This window comes from Streptomyces sp. WAC 01529 (genome assembly GCF_003945545.1).
Classification (GTDB): Bacteria; Actinomycetota; Actinomycetes; order Streptomycetales; family Streptomycetaceae; genus Streptomyces; species Streptomyces anatolicus.
The window spans coordinates 618206-637323 of sequence record NZ_CP029617.1; the positions used below are offsets into that span (position 1 = coordinate 618206).

General features: G+C 67.3%; 11 protein-coding genes. 1 reads left to right on the forward strand and 10 read right to left on the reverse strand.

All coding sequences use genetic code 11. The annotated features are described in order from the left end of the window. The first annotated feature begins 211 nt into the window (after positions 1-211). A complete protein-coding gene (locus DMA15_RS02540; protein ID WP_164551667.1) occupies positions 212-2194 on the forward strand; it encodes an amino acid transporter in 1983 nt (660 codons plus the stop codon). Between the two features lie 1105 nt (positions 2195-3299). Here DMA15_RS02540 and DMA15_RS02545 read toward each other — a convergent pair. The 10 genes from DMA15_RS02545 to vioD all read right to left on the reverse strand — a co-directional run bounded on the left by DMA15_RS02545 (position 3300) and on the right by vioD (position 19107). Then, the gene (locus DMA15_RS02545) at positions 3300-6476 is read right to left on the reverse strand and encodes a non-ribosomal peptide synthetase (protein ID WP_164551668.1); all 3177 of its coding nucleotides are present in this window, start codon (positions 6474-6476) and stop codon (positions 3300-3302) included. A 77-nt stretch (positions 6477-6553) separates the two neighbouring features. Then, positions 6554-7354 carry an NAD(P)-dependent oxidoreductase gene (locus DMA15_RS02550; protein ID WP_164551669.1) on the reverse strand — a complete coding sequence of 267 codons (801 nt, stop codon included), beginning with the start codon at positions 7352-7354 and terminating at the stop codon, positions 6554-6556. 113 nt (positions 7355-7467) lie between these two features. Beyond that, on the reverse strand, positions 7468-9297 hold the full coding sequence (locus DMA15_RS02555; RefSeq protein ID WP_125511026.1) for a non-ribosomal peptide synthetase: 1830 nt from the start codon (positions 9295-9297) through the stop codon (positions 7468-7470). Further along, the gene (locus DMA15_RS02560; protein WP_125511027.1) at positions 9294-10499 is read right to left on the reverse strand and encodes an alanine--glyoxylate aminotransferase family protein; all 1206 of its coding nucleotides are present in this window, start codon (positions 10497-10499) and stop codon (positions 9294-9296) included. The genes DMA15_RS02555 and DMA15_RS02560 overlap by 4 nt, the downstream gene beginning before the upstream one ends. 66 nt (positions 10500-10565) lie before the next feature. Next, entirely contained in the window at positions 10566-11870 is a 1305-nt protein-coding gene (locus tag DMA15_RS02565; protein WP_125511028.1) for an MFS transporter, read from the reverse strand. Positions 11871-11898: 28 nt separating this feature from the next. After that, positions 11899-12111 carry an MbtH family protein gene (locus tag DMA15_RS02570; protein WP_125511029.1) on the reverse strand — a complete coding sequence of 71 codons (213 nt, stop codon included), beginning with the start codon at positions 12109-12111 and terminating at the stop codon, positions 11899-11901. A gap of 46 nt (positions 12112-12157) precedes the next feature. Further along, entirely contained in the window at positions 12158-13501 is a 1344-nt protein-coding gene (locus DMA15_RS02575) for a condensation domain-containing protein (protein WP_125511030.1), read from the reverse strand. Positions 13502-13664: 163 nt separating this feature from the next. Continuing rightward, a complete protein-coding gene (locus DMA15_RS02580) occupies positions 13665-16844 on the reverse strand; it encodes a non-ribosomal peptide synthetase (protein ID WP_125511031.1) in 3180 nt (1059 codons plus the stop codon). 89 nt (positions 16845-16933) lie between these two features. Beyond that, positions 16934-17965, reverse strand: a complete 1032-nt coding sequence (gntD, locus tag DMA15_RS02585) for a guanitoxin biosynthesis L-enduracididine beta-hydroxylase GntD (protein ID WP_125511032.1) — start codon at positions 17963-17965, stop codon at positions 16934-16936. Between the two features lie 23 nt (positions 17966-17988). After that, positions 17989-19107, reverse strand: coding sequence for a capreomycidine synthase (vioD, locus tag DMA15_RS02590; protein ID WP_125511033.1), 1119 nt, complete (start codon positions 19105-19107; stop codon positions 17989-17991). Positions 19108-19118 lie beyond the last annotated feature (11 nt).

Genomic DNA, 19118 nt, shown 5'->3' on the forward strand with positions numbered 1-19118 from the left:
ATGGACCGGCGGCAGGCGGCGGCCGAGGTCACCACGGGAGCGTGGAGGTCTCGAAGCCGGCGATCGCGTCCCGCTTCCCCGGCGGGGGCCGAGGTGTGGCTCGGGTCCATGGGGTAGTGGCTGACCTGTGGCGGCGCGCTGAAGGGATCACGCGTGCTTGCTGATCGGCAAGTCGACGCTTGCTGCGGCGAATGCAGGAGAGAAAGGGCTCATGGGGGCTATGAAGGACACGAACGCTCTGGCCGTGCCGGAAGAGGTGGGCAGCCCCGCGCTGCGCGCGCAGCCCAGCGGAGGTCTGGCGCGGTGGATGCTCAGGCATCAGGTCCAGCCGGTGGGGCCGGCGGCGGGCGAGGCACATGCCGAGCCGCACGCCTGGTGGAAGGTGATGTGCCTGACCGGCGTCGACTACTTCTCCAGCCTCGCCTACGTACCCGCCATCGCCGCGCTGGCGGCCGGCGCTGTCTCTCCGCTGGCGACGCTGCTGATCGTGGCTCTGACTCTGGTGGGCATGCTGCCGATGTACCGGCGCGTGGCGAAGGCGAGCCCGCACGGCGCGGGCTCGGTGGCCATGCTGGAGGACTTGCTGCCCTTCTGGTGGGGCAAGCTGTTCGTCCTCGTACTGCTCGGCTTCGTCGCCACCTCGTGGATCATCACCATTACGCTGTCCACGGCCGACGCTTCCGTACATGTGGTCGAAAACCCCTTCTTCCCCGCCGCCCTGCACGGCCATGAGGTCGCCCTGACCGTGGCACTGCTGCTGGTGCTGGGAGGGGTCTTCCTCCTCGGATTCAGTGAGGCCGTCAAGGTCGCCATTCCCCTCGTGGCCGTCTTTCTGGTCCTCAACGCGGTCGTGATCGTTGTCGGGTTGGTTCACGTGGTGACCACACCGGAAGCCTTGTCCGCATGGACCGACTCCTTGACAGAAGGTGGCGGCGGCCTCGCGGGGCCCGCGCTGCTCGCCTTCCCGCTGCTGGTGCTGGGTCTGTCCGGGTTCGAGACCGGGGTGAGCATGATGCCGCTGGTGGCCGCGGACGGAGCCGACGCCGAACAGCGACTCCGCTCCCGGATCCGCAACACCCGCCGCCTGCTGACGACCGCCGCGCTCATCATGAGCGTCTACCTGCTGGCCGCCAGTTTCGTGACCACCGTTCTGATTCCGCACGAGGAGTTCGAACCGGGCGGCGCGGCCAACGGCCGGGCCCTGGCCTGGCTTGCCCACGAACACGTCGGTGATGCGTTCGGCACCCTCTACGACATCAGCACGATTCTCATCCTGTGGTTCGCCGGTGCCTCCGCGATGGCCGGTCTGATCAACATCGTGCCGCGCTATCTGCCCGGCTACGGCATGGCTCCCGAATGGGGACGCGCCGTGCGCCCCGTCGTACTCGTCTACGCCGCCCTGTGCATCGTCATCACCATCGTCTTCGGCGCGGACGTCGACAAACAGGCCGGCGCCTACGCCACGGGCATCCTGGCCATGATGGTCTCCGGGGCCTTCGCCGTCACCGTCTCCGTCGCACGCGGGCGGCGCCGCGCGGCCGCCACCGGCTTCGCGTTCCTTACCGCGATCCTGTTCTACGCCTTGATCGCCAACATCGTCGACAAGCCTGATGGCATCGCCATCTCTGGTGCGTTCATCCTCGGCATCATCACCGTCTCGCTGGTCTCACGCATCTCCCGCACCACCGAACTGCGCGCCGACCGCCTGGTCTTCGACGAGAAGGCCCGCCGGTTCATCACCGACACCCTCGCCCACGACGCGTCCATCAACATCATCGCCAACCGTCGGCAAGCCGGCGATCGTGCCGAGTACTCGGCCAAGGAACTCGAACAGCGCGGCATCAACCCCGTCCCAGGCCAGGCCGACGTGCTGTTCCTGGAGATCGACGTGGTCGACCCCTCCGACTTCAGCGACACCCTCGCCGTCCACGGAGCCGAAGTCGACGGGTACCGGATCCTGCGCACCGCGGCACCGGCCGCACCGAACGCCATCGCGGCCATCCTTCTCGCCCTGCGCGACGCCACCGGTGTCAAGCCGCACTGCTACTTCGCCTGGGCCGAGGGAAGCCCCTTGAAGCACATGTTCCGCTACTTCCTCCTGGGCCGCGGCGACACGGCCCCCGTCACCCGCGAAATCATCCGCAGCAACGAACCCGACCCCGACCGCCGCCCCGGCATCCACGTCGGCGGCTGACCGGCCGACCAGGCGTGTGAGGGCCCCATCCCGGCGGCGGCACACGTCAACGCGCGCGACGAGCTGCGCACGTACAGCAGCGGAGCCCTTCAGGCATGTGCCGAATGTGAGTGCCGCAGGCGGTTTCGGACGTACTTGAAAGGCTCAGCACGGCCCGAAACGGCCGCGCAGACCCGGCTACCTATCTGTACGTGACCTGCCGTCAAAGGCTGGCGCGGAGGCCGGGGAGCGCTTGGCGGGCCGGAACGCAACCTACAGCCACCTGGCGTGCTTCGCGGCGTTGACCTGCGGTGTGTGCTCTTCGTCAGCCGTGCTGGTCGGCCGTGACTGGTGTGAGCACTCAGCTGTGGATCATGGACGACCACTCATGGACTTTGATCGAGCCTCTGCTGCCGTTCAACCCGATGATTTCGATGTCGGGGTCATAGTGGCGCGCCGCGAATCGGGAGAGGCCGGTGGGGGTCCTGATAGCCGCCGGCGAAGCGGTAGGGCTATGTGGCTTTTCGCTGGTCGCGTCCCGGGCCACGCCTCGGGGGCTGCACGAGTAGCCGTTGACCTTCATCCCCGCTTGCAGCGGGGATGAATCGTTCCGTGAAATGCTCAGAGCCGCCATGATGACGACAAGTGGCGAGTACGGCCTACCGCCAGTATTTTCTGTCAGCCTTCTTCGTGGTGTCCACTCTGCATCAAACGGCGCCACAGTGAAGCGAGAGGGCACGCAGCAATGCCGACTACCGCCGCCCATGCCACAAGCCGCCACATGTCCAGCGTTCCCCAGTCAACCGCAGGGATCACGAACGGTCCTGCGACGATAAGCAGAATGACGGCGATGGTAAGTCTTGCCTGATCGCTGTCTCGCACGACTTGCACTCCTCCGGCAGATTATTTCACTGCAGCTCTTCATAGGCCCCCTGAACAGCCATACCGACCGCGCCAGCATCCGCCGACAACCGCCCCTTCGACGCATCCAGCCATGAGGGTCGTAATGCAACCCGCAACTCCGCGCGTCCGACAAGAACGCCGGGGCCCAAGAGCCGACCGAGGACTGGCGGAAGACCCTGGACCGGCTGAAGCGAAACTCATTAAAGCCTGGTGGGACGCGCGGTCAGCCGACGGGTTGGTCGGCCCCCGCCGCCACGATCAGTCGGGCGGCGTTGGTGACGGAGGAGTCCACGAAGAACTCGGCAATCGGAACTTCCACCGTGAACACACTCTTGAGGCGGGAAACGAGCCGCAGCGCGGCCAGAGAGTGGAAACCCAGCGCGAAGATGTCCGTCCGCAGGTCGATCGTCGGTACTTTGAGTACCGCACAGTAGACCTCCGCGACCTTCACTTCGAGCTCGCTGCCCAGCGCCTCCTCGGGGACGACACGCTCGCGGCTCTGCAGCGCGAGCAAGGCCGCTTGGTCGACCTTGCCGTGCGAGGTGAGCGGGAACCGTTCCACTACTGAGAACTGAGCCGGAACCAGGTGCGGGGGAAGCTGGGTACGCACGTACGCCGCGACTGCTGCCTCGTCGGCGTACGTACCGATCAGGAATGCGATCAGCTCAAGCTCGGCCGCTGGGTCAGTCTCGGTGCGCCGAGGCACGACCACACTGCGCACCACGTCCGGATGACCGTCGAGCACCGATTCGATCTCGGCGAGCTCGACCCGATGGCCGCGCAGTTTGAGCTGCCGGTCCACGCGGCCGAGGAATTCGAGGTCGCCTTCGGTGGTCCAGCGGCCTTGGTCGCCGGTGCGGTACATACGTGCGCCCGGCTCGGCCGCGAAGGGGTCCGCCACGAAGCGCTCGGCGGTCTGCTCGGGCCGGTTGAGCAGGCCGTCACAGACGCCGGGGCCGGCGAGGTAGATCTCCCCTGGCACGCCGCGTCCCACCGGTGCGAGCAAGGCGTCGAGCACGTAGACGGCGGCGTGCGGCATCGGTCGTCCGATCGGCAGCGCCTCGCGGTCGAAGTCAGCACCGGGCTGGTAGGTCGTGCTGGTCACCGCCGTTTCGGTGAGCCCATAGACATTGGTGAGCGGAATCCCGAAGTCCAACCAGCGCTGGTAGACCTCGATCGGCGCGCGTTCGCCGCCGACCAGCACTCGCCGCAAGGTTCGCGGAATGGGGACGACGGCCGGGTCGATCAGGCGCACTACTTCGATCCAGTAGGCGGTGGGTAGCTCACAAATGGTGATCTCGCGCTCTCCGAGGAGGTGCAGCAGTTCCTCCGGGCCGGTCCGGCCGAGCACGCCGTCGAAAAAGACGACGCAGCCACCGGCCAGCCAGGTGGGGAAGAACTCCTCGACATGTACGTCGAAGGTCATCGCGGCGAGCTGCAGCATCCTGTCTTCGGGGCCCAGATCGAACGTGTCCACCGCGGCACGGGTGAACGCGGTCAGGTTGGCATGGGTGACGAGGGTGCCCTTGGGCACACCCGTCGAGCCGGAGGTGAACGGGACGTACGCGACCTGACGGCCTGTCACAGCGATGCCCTCGAGATCTTCACCGCTCTGGGCCTCGATCGAGGAAGCAACCGCCGGATCGTCGAGGGCGACCACATGGTGGGCCCCGGCGAGGTCCTCGGCAAGGTCCACGAGCGTGAGCACCAGGCGGGGCGCGGTCTCGGCGAGGACATGTGCCTTGCGGCTGCCGGGCGCGTCCGGTGCCACAGGGACGTAGGCCCCGCCCGCCTTCAGCACGGCGAGCACGGCGGACGGCCAGGAGGAGCCATGGGGCAAGGCGAGCGCGACCCGCTCCCCCGTGCGTAGACCTAGCTGACGCAGATGCCGCGCGAGCCGGTTGGCCTCGCTGTTGAGCTGTGCGTAAGTGACTGGAGTACCGTCTTCACGCTCGATCGCCGGCGCATCCGGGCTCTGTCGGACCCGTCGCTCGAACAGCGCGTGCAGGGTGGCCGGCCCGTCCCCCGGCACGGGCCGACCGGCCGGCTCCCGACCGGTCAGCTCCCGATCGGGCTCGGCCTCGGCCGACGTGCGAAGCGCTCCCAGAGGGAACTCGGGATGGGCCGCGGCCTCGCCGAGCAGCGCCAGGTAGCTCTCGGCCATGGCCTCGATGGTGCCCGGGTCGAACAGCTCCCTGTCGTATTCGAATTGGAGGCTCAGCTCCCCCAGCGCGTCCACGGCGCCGAGATTGAGACGGAACCGGGCCCCGCCATTGGACAACTCGTACAGCTCCGTCACCGCGCAGCCCGGGAGCGTGGCCTCGAACTCCGTGGACTGCTCGAAGGAGAACACCGTCTGGAAGAGCGGGGTCTCATGCGAGGTGCGTTTGGAGTCGACCCGTTTGACAAGCTCGGTGAAAGGCGCGTCCTGCGAGGAGAGCGCGTCGAAAGTACTCAGCTGGAGTTCGCGGACCAGCGAGGCGAAGGACACGTCCGCATCCAGCCGCAGTCGCAGCGGCATGGTGTTGGCGAACAGCCCGATGAGCGACTGGTACTCGGGCCGGGTCCGGCCGGCCAGCGGCGTTCCGATCAGCAGGTCGTCCTGACGGGTGTAGCGGGCCAGCAGTACGCCCCAGACACCGCCGAGCATCGCGAACGGTGTGACCCCGAGCCGCTTGGCGCAGGCGTAGGCATCGGCCCGAAGCTGCTCTGGCACCACTGTCGTGAACTCGTCCCCCCGGTACTCCCGAGACGCTCCTGAACTGTGGTCGACCGGCAGTGCAAGGGTCGTCGTCGCACCGGCCAGTTCCCGAGCCCACGCGTCGAGCGCGTCGCCGTACCCGCCGTCCTCGGTGAGGCGCCGCTGTTCGGCCGCGAAGTCGCGGTACTGCAGGGTGAGGTCAGGCAGATCGGGCTCCTCGCCCGAGTGCCATGCGGTGTAGAGCGCGGCGAACTCGGTCCAGAACAGACGCAGCGACCAGCCGTCCGCGACGATGTGGTGCATGTTGAGGAAAAGCGCGTAGGCGTCATCCTCAAGACGTAGCGCAGCAGCCCGCAGCAGCGGGCCGTGCACGAGGTCGAAGGGCTCGCGAGCGGCGGTCTCGACGAACACACGCCACTCGTCGGGCCGGGAGCGAAAGTCGAACACGGGCAGCACGAAGGGCTGCGGCGGATCTGTGACGAGGCACAGTTCACCGTTTTCCTCGCACACCCGGGAGCGCAGCACCTCATGCCGACGCACGATCTCGCTCACGCAGCGCGCGGCGAGTTCCGTGTCCAACGCCCCACGCACTCGGATCACCATGGGTATTCCGTAAACGCTGCGGCCCGGGGCGAGTTGTTCGGCAATCCAGATCTGCTCCTGCAGGAGGGAGATCCTCTCGGTCTGTCGGTCGCCCATGGGTGCTCCGGTCGGGTGCGTGGCCTTCGGATTGGTGGTTGACCCGGTCATCGTGATCCGCTCTTCCTGACAGTCGGCTAGTAACCGAGTTCCCGGTCGACCAGGCCGATCGGCTCGAGGCCGTCCGCCAGTCGACGAATGTTGCGCCGGACCAGGTCGACGAAGGGGCCGAGTGCGTGGTCCAGATCGCCCGCGCAGTGCGCGGTGATCACACAGGTGGGAAGGGACCACAGCGGGTGCTCCGGAGGAAGCGGCTCGGGGTCGGTGACGTCCAGGCCGGCGCCGGCGATCCACCCGGAGGTCAGCGCACGAACAAGGTCATCCGTGAGGACAAGCCCGCCGCGCGCCACGTTCACCAGGCACGCGTCCCGACGCATGGACCTGAGTCTGACCGCGTCGATCAGCCCGGCCGTCTCCGCGGTCAGCGGCGCCGCGAGGAAGACCACACGGGCCTCGGGCAGCCATTCGTCGAGGCGATCGGGCGTGCCGACCTCGGCGCCCGCCATCGGGGCGCCGCCGCGGCACACCACCTTGGGGTGGACCTTGAACGGGCGCAGCAGTGCGAGCAGTGCCCGGGCGACCCCGCCGCCGCCCACCACAAGGACTTCGGCGTTCGTCAGCCCGATGGCGGGGCGCGGCAGCCACGCGCCGGCCCTCACGGAGGCAGTGCCCTGACGCAGCACGGTCAGCGCGAGCATGAGGGCGTGTTCCGCCACCAGCTCGGACTGGACGCCGACGGCCCGGCTCCAGCGGATCCGCTGATCCATGAGCGGCAGGTAGCTTTCGACGCCGCTGCTCGCCAGTTGGACCCAGCGCACCGACGGCGCGCGCTCCAGTGCGGCTGCCAGCGCCGAGGGCTGATCGCCGGTCCAGATCAAGCCCTGAGCTTGGCCCAGCGGAGCTAGTCGAACGCCTGAAGAACGCAGCGCTGTCATGAGATCCGCGGGTGCCGGTTCCGGAAGCACTGCCACTGGCAGGTCGGGAGGCATGGTCACCGGCCACCGCCCGGCCTACCCACCGCCGTGACGTCCGCCGTCGCGCCGACCAGCGCTGCCACTCCGCGTACCGAATACGCGCCGAAGACCTCGCGCGGACCGAGGCTGACGCCCAAGTGTTTGCGGATCCAGCTGATCAGCCGCAACATGAACAGCGAATCCCCGCCCAGGTCGAGCAGGTTGTCGAGCACACCGATCTCGTCGAGTCCCAGTAGCTCCGCCGCGGCGGCACCGATGCGCCGCTCGATCTCACCTGCCGGCGGCACGAACTCGGTGGGCAGGTCGGGCCGGCGCTTCGGCGGCTGCGGAAGCATCGCGTGGTCGATCTTCCGATGCGTCGTCAGCGGGAACTCGTCCAGCCGGATCAGCGCTGAGGGGATCAGATGGGTCGGCAGTTCGTCGGCGAGGAAGGAACGCAGCTCACCGACGCTCACCTTGTCCCGGTCAGCGGTCACGTAGCCGATCAGACGCTGCTCACCCGACGCGTCCCGACCAGTCGTGACCAGGGCTTGACGCACCGCTGGGTGCCGGTCGAGCGCGGCCTCGATCTCGCCCGGTTCGACGCGATATCCACGCACCTTGACCTGCTGGTCGCTGCGTCCGAGGAACTGCAGCCGACCGTCGGGAAGACGGCGTACCCGATCGCCGGTGCGGTACAACCTGGCCCCGGGAATCCCCGAGTAGCGGTCGGCGACGAACTTCTCCGCGGTGACGTCGGGTCTGCCCAGGTACCCGCGTGCCAGCGAGTCACCACCGATGAGCAGCTCGCCCTCGGTATCCGCGGGAACGAGTTCGAGCCGCTCGTCGACGACGAACATGCGGGTTCCGTCGATGGCATCGCCTATGGACAGCACCCCGTCCTTGGGTGTCTGTCCGGGCGGCACGCTCCAGTACGACGCGGTCGCGGTGGTCTCGGTCGGCCCGTAGACGTGCACCAGCGGAAGGCGGAAGCGGTTCCACTGCTGGACGGCTTCGGGCATGGCGCGGTCTCCGCCCATGACGACCGTGCGCAGTGACGGGGGCAGTGCCCCGCCGGTGTCCACGAGGTGGTGGACCAGCAGGTGCCAGTGCGCGGTCTGCATCTCCAGCAGCGTGACGTCGTGCGCGGTGAGGAAGTCGAGCAGGGCCTCCACCGGGGAGAGCGCGACCCGGTCGGTCGGGAACACGCTTGTCCCGCCCTGCACGAGTGGGGGGAACAGCTCCTCGAGTGAGGCGGAGAACGCGGCGGCGGCCAGCATCAGGTAGCGATCACGCGGCCCCATGCCGAACTCGGCGCTCGCGGCGGCTGCGAGATTCGCCAGGCCGAGATGGGTGATCATGACGCCTTTGGGCGCTCCGGTGGAACCTGAGGTGTAGATCACGCAGGCCAGGTCGTCCGGCGCGGCTGCGGGGGCGCCCGGACGGGGAGTCGAGCGCCCTCGGTCCGGCGCAAGCGTCGTGAGGGGCAAGCTGGTCGGCCCCTCATGCGCTCCGTCCACGATGAGAATCTTGATGCCGGAGTCGGCCGCGAGAAAACTCTTGCGCTGGTCGGGGTAGTCCGGGTCGATGGGCACATAGGCCGCTCTCGCACGCAGCACGCCGAGAATCGCGACAAGCAGGTCGACGGAGTGGCGCATCATGACGCCGACGCGATCGCCGGGAAGCACTCCCGCCTCCGCCAGGCGCGCCGCCATGTGCTCGGCTTCGGCGGCGAGTTCGGCGTAGGTCAGCGCCCGCTGTGCGTCCTCGGTGGCGGGGGCGTGCGGCGTCACCCTCGCGTGCTGTTCGAGCAGGCTCGGGATGAGCGTCGGCGCGTCGTTGCGCGCTGATCGGACGTCGGCGTTCACGCGGCGGACTCCTCTGGGTCGGGCGACGTCGACGTCAAGGGGCCTGCGGCGGCGGCAACCTGCTCCGCCATCAGCTTCACCACGGGTGTGACGCCGCTGCCCGGCAGCACCGGGGCGCCGAGGACCGCGAACCCGGTCTCGAGTGCGGCCAGCGCGGTGACCAGGTCGAGCGGGTCGACGTGGCCGCAGTGACCGATCCGCACGACTTGGTCGGCCAGTTCTCCGTTGCCGGCAGCCAGCTGGACGCCCGTGTGCTCGACCACCGCATCGACGAGGGATTGTGCGCCCACTCCCGGCGGTGTGAACGCGGCCGTCACGATGCCGTTGCGCGCCACTTCTGGGGTCAGCAGCCGGAGCCCGAGGCCGCGCAGGCCCGCTCTGGCCATCCGGCCCAGCTCCGCATGTCGCCGGTGGCGCCGCTCCATGCCTTCGGCGAGTACCTGTTCGAGCGCCGCGGACAACTGGAGCAGCACGCCGACCGCCGGCGTCCAGGGGGTACGCGGGATGGGGTGGTTCAGGCTGTCACGCGTGATCGTCCAGTCGAAGTAGTACCGCATATGCCTGGCCTCGGCGTGCCGGCGCCAGGCGCGCTCACTGACCGAGACGAAAGAGACCCCTGGCGGCGCCATCAGCGCCTTCTGGGTCCCGCTGACCACGACGTCCAACCCCCACGCGTCGGCCTGCATTTCGCAGCCGCCGACCCCGGAGGCCGAGTCCACTATCGTCAGTACGTTGCGAGTCGCCCGACCGAAGGCCTCAAGGTCGGTGACGACGCCGGTGGAGGTCTCGCAGTGCACGACGATCGCCGCGACGATCTGCGAGTCGGCCTCCAGACAGGTTTCGACGACGGCAGGGTCCGGTTCGCGACCTGGCGCGACGTCGAGCACGACGGTCTCGAGGCCGTAAGCGCGGCACAGCTCCACCCAGCGCCTTCCAAAGGCGCCGTTCTCCACCACGAGTACCTTTTCCCCTGGACTGAAGAGGTTCTGCACCGCGCTCTCGAACGCACCGGTGGTGCTTGACGTGAAGACCAGCACGTCCCCCGCGGTACCGAGCACATGCCTGAGCCCGTCGATGATGCGTGTGAATACGCGTGCGAAGTCCCCGGTGCGCTCGTCGACCATGGGATGCGTCGCCGCCGCGATGACCGCGGGCGGCAGCGGGGTCGGTCCGGGTATGGCCAGTCTGTCCTTGTAGATCATCTTCCTGATTCCTCCGTGCCGCGGTGGTCCGGCTTCGTCAAAGGCTCGTCCGCAGTCGAGTACCGCTCAGCTGACCTTCGCCTCACTGCCGCTGTCCGGCACGTGCGGTTCGTTCTGCACCTGTAGCTCTGGTTGTTCGACCTTGGTCAGGGCAAGGGCGAACAGTGCCGTGCCCACCACCGCGACCACAGCACAGCCCACCAGCACCGGGCGCAGGCCGAACAGGATGCCCAGTGGGCCCGCCACGGCGAAGCCGACCGGCTGGGCGATCTCCGAGGCCATCAAATCGAAGGCGGCCACCCGGCCGAGTACCGCGCTCGGTACGGCTCGCTGCATGAGGGTCTGGAAAAACACTCCTTGCAGGCCGATCGCGCAGCCGGAGAGCACTGCGGCACCCGCCACCACCACCGTCGGCACGCCAGAACCAAGGGCCAACGCCTCGAAGACGATCAGCGGTGGCAGCCACGCTATGAAGACCACCGGTCGCTTCGGCTTGATCCGCCCGGAGGTGAACTCCGCGCAGAGCACGCCGAGGGTCATGCAGGTGCCGATGACACCCCAGGCCGCGGGACCGCCCAGATGGGTGTCGGCCACCAACGGGCCGAGGACCGCGAGGGGAGCCAGCAGGACGAGCGAGAACAACGTCCACTGCAAGGTGAGCAGCCATAGCCAGGGGCGCTTTCGAAACTCCTGCCAGCCTTGCTTCAGCTGCGTGAGCGTCCCGCCTTCGTGATCCGGTGCGGCTTCGCCCCGGGCGGGGATCTTGGCGAATATGAGACAGAGAGTGATGAAAGCCATCAGCACGCTCTCCACCAGGAAAGCGGCTCCCGAACCGTACGCCGCCACGACCATTCCCGCCGCCGCAGGGGCCACCGTCCAAGCCAGCGAGGAAAAAGCGCCGACCAGCGCATTGGCCTCGTCCAGGTCTTCTCTCGCGACGACGTCCGGCATGATCGCCATGCTGGCCGGACCGAACAGCGCGTCAGCGCCGCCGTACACGACTGCCAGAGCGAAGAACCAGGCGAGGGTCGCGGTATCCGTGAGGAGCCCTATCGCCAAGGTCGCCGCCGCGACCAGGCGTACGATCGACGAAACGATGAGCAGAGCGGCACGCGGAAAGCGGTCCGCCGCGACGCCGGCAAACAGCGACAAGGTGAGCGAGACCGCCGCCTGAACTCCGAGGACAAGGCCGAGGTCACTCGCGGAACCAGTGGTGTGGAGGATGCCGAAGCTCTCCGCGACCGGCAGGAAGCCGTTGGCCATGCTGGAGCCCAGCCGGGCGGCCAATAGGCAGGTGAAGTTTCGGTCGGTCAGCAGCCTTCTGCGTTTGCTTCGGCGTCCTTTTTTGTCGGAGACCTCTACATCGCTCATTGCGTCTCTTTCCGCGCGTGCTGGGCCCTCAAGAGGTTGTCGCTGCCTCGATCAGGGACTTGGGCCGCATGTCCGTCCAGTTCCGTTTCACGTACTCCAGGCAGTCCTCTCGCCCGGCTTCACCGTGCACTGCGGTCCAGCCCTCGGGCACGGTGATGGCGGCGGGCCACAACGAGTGCTGTCCCTCGGAATTGACAAGGACCAGGTACACGCCGTCTTGGTCCTCGAAAGGATTCGCCACTGCTTTCACTCCCCTAGGTAAGTTGTCAACATTCGTCAACGGGTACTCAACCCGATACGCGTGGCACGTCGACTGCGCTGATCGGCGCATCCGGGTCTGCGGCAAGAGCGGCCAGCATCCGCCGGTAACCTTCGGCCACGTTCTGGGCGGTCTCCCGTTCAAACAGGTCGAGCTGGTACTCCAGGAACGCGGCCATCCCCGCCGGCTCCTTGTCCGGGCCGAAGTTCTCCCGCAGGCTCAACGCCAAGTCGAGCATGGAGCTGCCGGCGTCGATGTCCAGGGGCACGTCGGTCAATCCGTCGAACTCGAGCCCGGCGTCGGTGTTGTCCTCCAGGGTCAACATGACCTGGAAAAGCGGGTGACGGGTCCGTGCGCGGGCAGGATTGAGTTCCCTGACCAGGCGATCGAAGGGGATGTCCTGGTTGTCGTAGGCATCAAGGGCGACGGCCTGGACCCGCTTGATCAGGTCTCGCAGACTCGGGTCGCCGGAGACGTCGACGCGGAACACCAGCATATTGACGAAGTACCCGACGAGATCGGTCAGCGCATCATCCATGCGGCCGGCCACAGGTGAGCCGATCGGAATGTCGGCACCCGCACCGAACTTGCTCAGCAGCGCCGCGAAACCGGCCTGCAATACCATGAACATGGTCGCGTTTTCGGTGCGGGCGATCTCGGCCAGTGCCGTATGCAGTTCGGCGTCGAGGGTGAACTCAATGGTGCCCCCGGCGAAGTCGGACATCGGTGGGCGCGGGTGGTCCACCGGCAACCGCAGTTCCTGGGGAATGCCGTCGAGCGCCGAACGCCAGTACGCGAGCTGTCTCGACGCCAGGCTGTCCGGGTCCTCCTCGCGGCCCAGCAACCGCCTCTGCCAGAGTGCGTAGTCGGCGTACTGGACGGGCAGCGGCGGCATATCCGGCTCGGCACCACGGCGCCGCGCCGCGTAGGCCCGGGCGAGGTCTCGGGTGAGCGGCCCCAGCGACCAGCCATCGCTGACGATGTGGTGCATCGATATGAGCAGTACGTGTTCCTGCGGCCCCACTGCGAACAGCCATGCCCGAAAAGGCAGGTCGTGCCGGAGGTCGAAAGGGTGCTCCGAGGCCTCGTGCATCGCCTCGTACACCTCTTCCTCAGCAAGCTCCTCGTACTCCAGTCTGACCGCGTATTCCGAGAGGTCCAGGACGATCTGGTGCGGCCCGCCCTTACCGTCCCGGATCACCGTGCGAAGCGATTCATGTCGCTGCACGACGTCTCGCAATGCCTCCTCCAGGGCTTTTCTGTCCAGCTGCCCCGTCAGCCGCGAAGCGAGCTGCATGGTGTATATCGAGTTGCCCGGATTCATCTGATGGATGAACCACAGTCCGAGCTGGCCAAACGACAGAGGGATCATGACTGGTCCCAAGTAATGTTGGCGGTACGTACGAGACCGCGCCGACCACGATGTGGTGACTCGCCCCCTCGCGGAATTACCACCGCAAAAACAATCATGGAGATCCCTACTGTTCCGTGCGGGCCCACCGACCACGCAGAAGCCATCCGGCGCCCGCCGTGGGTCAGCGGACCCTCGGGAGGAGTGCCGGCCGGGTGACGGCGGCGATCTGACCAGAGTCGATCTGCGCGGCGAGCAACGCCGCGGTAGGCGCCTGGAACAGGGCCTTGATACCGATCTCCACACCCATGACACTGCGGATCCGGCTCAGCAGACGCACCGCGTGCAGAGACCGGCCGCCGAGTTCGAAGAAGCTCTCGTCCACGCCGACCGCGGAGAGGTCCAGCACCTCGCTGATCAGCTTGCACAGTTGCTGCTCGCGCGGGGTGCCCGGGCTGCGATCGGTGACAGATGTCCGGTCATCCGGAGCAGGCAGGTTACGCCGGTCCACCTTGCCGTTCGTGGTCAACGGCAGGTTCTGCAAGCGCACCACGGCAGACGGGAGCATGTAACCGGGCAACTGTGACGCGGCGTGGGCGAGGATCTCCTCGTTGGGCGCCTGGGCCACTACGTAGGCGACGACTTGCCGCAGCCCCGGCCTGTCCTCGCGTACCACCACGGCGGTCTGTTCCACACCTGGGTGCGCTGCGATCACGTTCTCGATCTCGCCGAGCTCGATCCGGAAGCCGTTCATCTTGACCTGGTCGTCCCGGCGCCCGACGAACTCGAGATTCCCGTCGCTACGCCAGCGGGCCCGATCTCCGGTGCGATACATCCGCGCCCCGGCCGGACCGAAGGGACAAGCAACGAAGCCGGCCGCAGTGACGTCGGGTCGGCTGAGATATCCGCGGGCCAGCCCGGCGCCGCCAAGGTACAGCTCGCCCGCCACGCCCACGGGCAGCGGCCGCAGGCCCTCGTCCAGGACGAAGATCTGGGTGCCGGCGATCGGCCCGCCGATGGGTGGCGGTTCCTTCCCCGCGTTACCCGTCAGCGGGCCGATCAGCGTTGCGCACACCGTGGCCTCGGTAGGCCCGTAAGCGTTGAACAGACGGCAACGCCCGGACCAGCGTGTGGCGAGGTCGGCGGTCAGGCTTTCCCCGGCAACCACGATGGTCAGGTCCGCGGGCAGATCCTCGTCGGGGGAGAGTGAGGCGAGTACCGAGGGCGGCAGGGTTACGTGCGTCACGGTCTCTCGGACAAGCACTGCTTCGAACGAACCCCCGACGAAATCGTGCAGGCCCGGGACGAACACCGCCGTAGCGCCGCTGAGCAGAGCCATGCACAGCTCCGAGACGGAGGCGTCGAAACTTGGACTGGCGAATTGCAGGACCCTGCTGTCGGACCGTACGCCGAATGCCTCGATCTGCGCGCCGGAGAGCCCGGCGAGGCCCTTGTGCGTGACCGTCACGCCCTTCGGTGTCCCGGTCGAACCGGAGGTGTAAATGACGTATGCGGGGTGCGCGAAGGTGAGTGGGTGCGACCGCTGTGCGTCGGAAACGTTCGATGCGTCCGCGTCCGCGTCGCGCCCGGTCTGCTGTTCGTCGAGGACCAGGATCGGCGTCGTCCAGGGCTGGGCCGTGGCGCCGGCGGCATCGGTCAGCAGCAGGGCGGGACGTGCGTCGCCGACGATGTACTCGATGCGCTTGGTCGGATAGGCCGGGTCGAGCGGGAGGAACGCGGCACCCGCCTTGCTGATCGCGAGGATGGCCAGGACGAGGAGCGGGCCGCTGGGCAACGCGACCCCCACCAGCTTCTCGGGTCCCATGCCGCGGGCAATCAGGGCTCTGGCGAGGCGGTTGGCCCGCTCGTTGAGTTGTCGGTAGCTCCATTGCGATTCGCCGCAGGAGACCGCGCATGCGTCGGGGCGCCGCGCGACCTGGGCCTCGAAGAGCGAGGGGAGGACGACGGGATCGTAGGAAGCGCCGTCTCCGCTCTGCTGCGTTGCCGGCAGAGCGTGCTCTTCCTTTGAGGCCAGTGGAATCTCGCACAGCGGTCGGTTCGGCGAACGGACCGCGTTGGCGAGGAAGGTGGTGTAGTGCGTTGCGATGCGGCGGATCGTCTCCGGCGCGAACAGGTCGGTCGCGTACTCGATTTCCGCTTCGAGTCGCCCGTCCCGCTCGACGACCTCGATACTCAGGTCGAGTTTGCTGGAGGTGCGCGGTGGCGGTGCGGCGCCCTCGATCGTCAGTCCCGCGACGCGTATGGACTCCTCAAGTGCCTCGTCGTAGATGAACGCCGTCTGGAACAGCGGATTGCGGCTCGGGTCGCGTGGCGTCCGGAGTCGCTCGATGACTTTCTCGATCGGCGCTTCCTGATGGACGAGGCCTTCGATGGAAGCCCGGCGTGTCTGGGTGACCAGGCCGTGGAAGGTCTGATCTCGCTCTGGGCGCACCCGGAGGGCCAGGACATTGACGAACATGCCGATCATTTCCTCGGTGCCCGGCTCGGTCCGACCGGCCATGGCGGTGCCCACCAGCAGGTCCTCTTGGCCTGCGTAGCGGCCGAGAACGGCGGCCCAGCCGGCGAGCATGACCACGTAGGGGGTGACGCTCCAGCGGCGGGCCGCCTCCGCAAGTTCGGTGCCCAGCGAAGCCGGCAAGGTGAAGGAGTGGCTGGCGCCATGGAAGCTCGTGTGTGAGGGGCGCCGGTAATCGGTGGGCAGATCAAGTGTGAAGGACGCGTCCCTGAGCTGGGTGCACCAGTGCTCGATCTGACCGTCCAACAGGCCCTCGTCGAGCGAGCGACGTTGCGCGACGGCGTACTCCCCGTAGGCGAAAGGCAGCACGGGGAGCTCGGGTGTGCGGCCCTCGGCCCCCGCGGCAAGAAGTTCGGCGAGCTCCTGGACCAACACGGCGGCCGAGACTCCGTCGAAGATCAGGTGATGGATGTCCACCAGCAGGCGGTGGTCCGCGGGACCGAGGCGGTACAAGCCGAACCGCACGAGCGGCCCGTGCAAGAGGTCGAACGGAGCTGCCGTCGCGGCGCTCACCCGCTCTGTCATCTCCTGCTCCGAGGTCACATCCTGTGGATCGAGTCGTACGGGGCGCGCGGGGACGACGACGAACCGGGGCGAGCCAGACGCGATGGAGACCACAGAGTGCAGCACTTCGTGCCGTTCAACGACGTGGGTCAGAGCCACCTCGAGCAGCCCGGGGTCCAACTCGCCGCGCAGGGCGAACACAACCGGGGCCCCGTAGTGCGAGCCCGCGTCGGTGAGCTGCTCGGATACCCAGATCCGCTCCTGTGCCAGGGAAAGGGGGAAATGCCTGCCAACGCGGGGGTCCTGGCTGTCTTTCGGTTGCATCGCAGAGTCTTGGGTAGTCGACACCGACGTCTCCCAGTCGTTTCCGGGTAGGGTCCGTCCGGCCGCGCGGGCCGAGGCGCTGTAGGTCGTCAATGGATCACTCGCGCGTCGTGGCTGATTCTGCGATCGCGCGACTTCCGCAGGTCGCGCGCCACGTTCAGCCTCTTGAGCCAGCGGTCCGTGCCGTCGAAGCGGGCAGTGAAGGGCACCCTGCCGTGCACGATCTTGTAGTTGTCCAGGAAGAGCAGTTCACCCGGTTCGAGCACGTAATCCCGTATGTTGCGATCGACCTCCGCGACGATGGCCTTCATCGCGCGGGCGCTGTCCGGGACGGCGTATGCGTCCTCCATGAAGAATGGATCGATGCGCAGATAGGGTGCTTCGCGGTCGCCGAAGAGGATTGCGACTCGGTCGGGCTCGCTGTCCTTGGCCATGATCCATTCATAGCTGCGCGAGAGCAGCTCGCGTTCGCGCGTGGACATTTCCCGGTTGTCCTCGGCGTGGTGCGGCAGATGCGAGCGGTCGGGCCTGATCGGGTACCGCTCCTGACAGAGCAGATCCCTGATCTCACCGGGGAGTTCGAGGTCGTCGACCGAGGCGAAGGTCGTTGCCACCCGGTCGTGGTTGCGTAGACAGGCCAGGCCGAGGTAGTCGGCCCGCAGCGGGTGGAAGGCCTCCTCGGTGTGCCAGGTCAGCAGTTCTTCGCTGCCAGAGCCAAGCTGCTCGTTCTCGTGACCCTTGATCGGAAAGATGTCGTGCATGATCCGGCCGTCCTGCTGTGTCGCCCAGGCGATGGGGTCGCCCAGCAGGGATGTGCAGAGCATGAAGTACACCTCGGCGGGCAGCGTGGCCGCTCGGCCGACGTGGGAACGCCAGTGCTCGGGAGTGGGCCCGATGGCGGCGTCGTCAATCCGGAAGCCGCGGATGGACAGCACGCCACCGGAAGCCTCCAGGCGGAACGCGTTCAACTCGGCCCGCAGCCGCTGCGGCAGCTCGTGTGCGTACACCGCGCACTGCCGGACGAACTCCGGGTCACTGGTCGAGTGGAACTTCTCCGTGAGCGATGCGAGTACTTCGTTGACCGTCTTCAACTCGATGTCTGAGAGTTCGATGCTCTGCATGTTCGTCAGGGCTCCTTTCCGCCTCACGGTTGGGGACTCGCGGCGAACTCAGCGCCCAAGATGTCCAGGCCTTTGCTCAGTTGACTGCGATCGCCGCCGAAACCGAGCCGGACGCGACACGGGTGGTCGAATGCCCGGCCGGGGACGAGCAGTATGTTGCTGGTCTCTCCCAGCCGGCGGCACAGCTCGGTCGTGTCCCGCCACGGGCGTAGTCGCGGGAACGCTGTCACTCCTCCGAGGGGCAGCGGGAGGTCGACATGATCCTCGTGCCGCGCGGCCCAGTCGGCCAACAGGCGTCGGTTGGCGTTGGCGTTCCGCAGCCTGGGAGTGATGAAGACGTCCGCACGCTGTACGACGCGCAGCGCTATGTACTCGAGAAGCGGAGAGAGGCTGAGGGTGATGCGGTCGCGCAGGTAGGTCATCGCCCGCAGCAGCTCCGGGTCGGCCATGCACCATCCGAAACGCATGCCGGGCAGACCAAAGGCTTTTGAAAAGGTTCCGATCGACACAGTACGCGGATAGGTCAGTCCGGGGTCCGGCAGCGGTGCGTCATCGTAGACCAGGTCCGTGAAAGCGCCGTCCCACAGGAGATGGGCGCCCACACTGTCAGCAATCTCGAGCAGGCGACGGAATCCAGCGAGGTCGAGTGTCGCGCCGGTCGGGTTGTGCGGAAAGTTGACCACGATAACCTTTGTGCGCGCAGTGACAAGCCTCGCGAGCTCCTCCACGTCAGGCCGGAATTTGTCCTCCTCGCGCAGCCGCCAGCGCAGAACTTCGCACCCCATGGACTCTGCGACGGATACGTGCGAGTGGTAGGCCGGGTGCAGGGCGACGACTTGGTCACCTGGCTCGAGGAGGGTCTGGAGCGCGACGTAGATGGCCTCGCTGCCGCCGTGCGTAAGCATCACCCGGCGCGCGTCACCGTCCCCCCAGCGCGCGGCGATTGCCTCGCGCAGGTCGTCCCGGCCCAGGCACGGACTGTCCCGGAAAACGATCTCGTCCAAATCACCGGGCTGGATGCCGGCGAGTTCCCGCACCTGTCCGAGCGAGTAGTCAAGAACTCCACTCGACCCGATGTCTATCGCAGCGTCATGATAGTGGTCGCGCATCCAGTCTTCGAGCAATGCCCCATCAAAATTCATCGTTCTCCAGA